Genomic DNA, 3,253 nt, shown 5'->3' with positions numbered 1-3,253 from the left:
ACGCCAGTGGCGACCAGGTGGGCAAGGTGCGCGATGTGGTGCTGCAGAACCGTCCCGGTAAACGGGCGCCCCGGGTCAAGGGCCTGGTCATCGAGCTCTTCGCGCTGCGCCGGATCTTCTTCCCGATGGAGCGGGTGCATTCGATCGACGCCAACCAGGTGATCATCTCGGGTGTGGTGAACACCCGCCGGTTCGAGCCGCGCGAGCAGGAGAACCTGGCGATCGAGGACCTGTTCGACCGCACCGTGTTCCGGCGCGGCAATCCCCAGCCGTTCACCCTTTACGACCTGGCCATCCGGCAGGCCCGGCAGCGGGACTGGGAACTCAGCGAGGTTGCCCTGCGCGACCAGGTGCGCCGGCGTCCGTTCGCCAAGCCGCACATCACCATCGTGGGGTGGGACGAGGTGCCCGACTTCACCCTGATCCCGAGCGGCGGCGCCGAGCAGCTGCTGGCCGAGTTGCAGGAGATGAAGCCGGCCGATGTGGCCCGCGAGTTGCACGACATGGATCCTCAGCGCCGCGCCGAAGTGGTCAAGGCGATGGACGACGAGCTGCTGGCCGAAGCGCTGGAGGAGCTGCCCGAGGACGAGCAGGTCGAGGTGATCCAGTCGCTGGAGGCCGACCGTGCCGCCGACGTCCTGGAGGAGATGGACCCCGACGACGCCGCCGACCTGATCGCCGAGCTGGCGCCCGACGTCGCCGAGGACATCCTGGAACGGATGGAGCCCGAAGAGGCCGAGGACGTCCGCTCGCTGCTCAGCTATGACGCCGCCACCGCCGGCGGTCTGATGACCCCCGAGCCGGTGATCCTGCCGGCCGACGCCACGGTCGCCGACGCCCTGGCGATGATGCGGAACGAGGAGTTGACGCCCGCACTGGCCTGCCTGGCATTCATCTGCCGGACGCCGTTGGACACCCCGACCGGACGCTATCTGGGCGGGGTGCACATTCAGCGGCTGCTGCGCGAACCTCCCTCCACACTGGCGGCGTCGCTGGTGGACAAGGGCATCACGCCGCTGACACCGGACTCCGATGTCGCCGTCGTGTCGCGCTACTTCGCCACCTACGACCTGGTCTGCGCCCCGGTGGTGGACGCCGACGGCCGGTTGCTGGGCGCGGTCACCGTGGACGACGTGCTCGACCACATCCTGCCCAACGACTGGCGCGGGATTCAGCTGGACCAGCTGCGGCAGGGGGTGACCGGTGTCCACCAGTGATCGACTCAACACACCCGGACGGGAGCGACGCTGGCTGCCCCGGGTGCGGATGGACGCCGAAGTGTTCGGCAGCTTCGCCGAGGGCTTCGCCCGGTTCATGGGCACCGCCAGCTTCCTGATCTGGATGACGGTGCTGATCGTCGCCTGGATCGCCTGGAACATGATCGCCACCGGAAGCTGGCAGGTCGACCCGTTCCCGTTCATCTTCCTGACCCTGCTGCTGTCGTTGCAGGCGTCCTATGCCGCGCCGCTGATCCTGCTGGCGCAGAACCGGCAGGAGGCCCGGGAGCGGGTCAGCCTGGAGCACGACCGTGAGGTGGCGGCCCAGGCCCGCGCCGACACCGACTTCCTGGCCCGCGAGATCGCCGCGCTGCGGATGCGGATCGGCGACCTGGCCACCCGCGACTTCATCCGCGGCGAGCTGCGTGACCTGCTCGAGGAACTCGACAAGGGCGAGGACGGTGGCGAAACCGGCTCCCGACCGCCCGGCAAGGACGGCGGCCGTCCGCCGAAGGGTCCGAACCGGTAGCCCGGGCCCCGAGTACGCCGAGCGCGATACCCGACGGTCGTCCGCGCTGCCCGGAGTAGGGTTCGGATATGCCCGATAACGAACTGCTCGCCGCTGTCCAGGAGGCGCTGGCCGGGGTGGTGGATCCCGAGATCAAGCGCCCGATCACCGAGCTGGGCATGGTGGAATCGCTGACCATCGACGACGATGACGTGGTCTCGCTCACCGTGCTGCTGACGATCGCGAGCTGTCCGCTGCGGAGCACCATCGAGCACGACGTCACCGCGGCGGTCACCTCCGTGCCGGGGGTGGGCGGCATCAACCTGACGCTGGGCGCGATGACCGACGAGCAGCGCGCCGAGATGAAGCGGCAGTTGCGCGGCGGCATCGCCGAGCGCGCCATCCCGTTCGCGGACGCCAGCAACTTGACCCAGGTGATCCTGGTCGCCTCCGGCAAGGGCGGTGTCGGCAAGTCGTCGGTCACGGTGAACCTGGCGATGGCACTGGCCGAGCAGGGCAAATCGGTCGGCGTGCTGGACGCCGACATCTACGGCCACTCCATTCCGCAGATGCTCGGTGTCGCCGACACCTCGCCCACGTCGCTGGACGGCATGATCCTGCCGGTGCCGACGATGGGTCTGAAGGTGATCTCGATGGGCATGCTGAAGGCCAGCCGCGATCAGGTGATCGCCTGGCGCGGGCCGATCCTCGACCGGGCGCTGCACCAACTGCTCTCCGACGTGTTCTGGGGTGACCTGGACTTCCTGTTGCTCGACCTGCCGCCCGGCACCGGTGATGTGGCGCTGTCGCTGGGCCAGAAGCTGCCGAACGCCGAGGTGCTGGTGGTGACCACGCCGCAGCAGGCCGCCGCCGAGGTGGCCGAGCGGGCCGGCACGATGGCGTCGATGCTCGAGCAGAAGGTGATCGGCGTCGTCGAGAACATGAGCTACCTCGACGTCGAATGCCCCCATTGCGGCGATACCCATCGGGTGGACGTCTTCGGCAGCGGCGGTGGCGCCGAGGTGGCGAACACCTTGACCACCCGGCTGGGCTACGACATTCCGTTGCTGGCCGAGGTGCCGCTCGACCCTGCGGTGCGCGTCGGCGGCGACGACGGGTTCCCGGTGGTGGTGGCGGACGGCTCGAAGCCGAGCGCTCGCGCACTGACCGAGCTGGCCCGGACGATTGCGGCGCGCAAGCGCTCCCTTGCCGGCCGGACGCTGAATCTCACCCCAGTCGGCTGACGGAAGGAACCCGATGACCCAGCCCAACGCCCGGCTCAGTTCGCTGTTCGAACTGGAATACCCACAGTCGGTGGGCGTCTACGACAGCTACGTGCAAGCGCAGGCGGCGGTGGACTTCCTTGCCGACGCCAAATTCGCGGTGCAGAACATCACGATCGTCGGCACCGACCTGAAGTCGGTGGAGCGGGTCACCGGACGCCGCAACTGGGGCACGGTGCTGCTTCGCGGCCTGCAGAGCGGCCTGTCGACGGGCCTGATGGTGACCTTCATCCTGTGGTTCCTGC

The 3,253-nt window shown here is 68.8% G+C and carries 4 protein-coding genes; all 4 read left to right on the top strand.

Translation table 11 applies throughout. The annotated features are described in order from the left end of the window. Nucleotides 1-1,217 (top strand): CBS domain-containing protein (locus Q0066_RS02615; RefSeq protein ID WP_298129774.1); only part of this gene is annotated, 1,217 nt, incomplete at its 5' end. Further along, a complete protein-coding gene (locus Q0066_RS02610) occupies nt 1,204-1,746 on the top strand; it encodes a DUF1003 domain-containing protein (protein ID WP_298129772.1) in 543 nt (180 codons plus the stop codon). The genes Q0066_RS02615 and Q0066_RS02610, both read left to right, overlap by 14 nt. A 68-nt stretch (nt 1,747-1,814) precedes the next feature. Further along, nucleotides 1,815-2,969, top strand: coding sequence for an Mrp/NBP35 family ATP-binding protein (locus Q0066_RS02605; RefSeq protein ID WP_298129770.1), 1,155 nt, complete (start codon nt 1,815-1,817; stop codon nt 2,967-2,969). A 13-nt stretch (nt 2,970-2,982) separates the two neighbouring features. After that, nucleotides 2,983-3,253: general stress protein (locus tag Q0066_RS02600; RefSeq protein WP_366521491.1), on the top strand; the 271-nt coding region annotated here is incomplete at its 3' end.

This window comes from Micropruina sp. (assembly GCF_027492755.1).
Taxonomy (GTDB): Bacteria; Actinomycetota; Actinomycetes; order Propionibacteriales; family Propionibacteriaceae; genus Micropruina.
The sequence above is the reverse complement of the archived record's forward strand: the minus strand, read 5'-3'. Positions and strand labels throughout refer to the sequence as shown.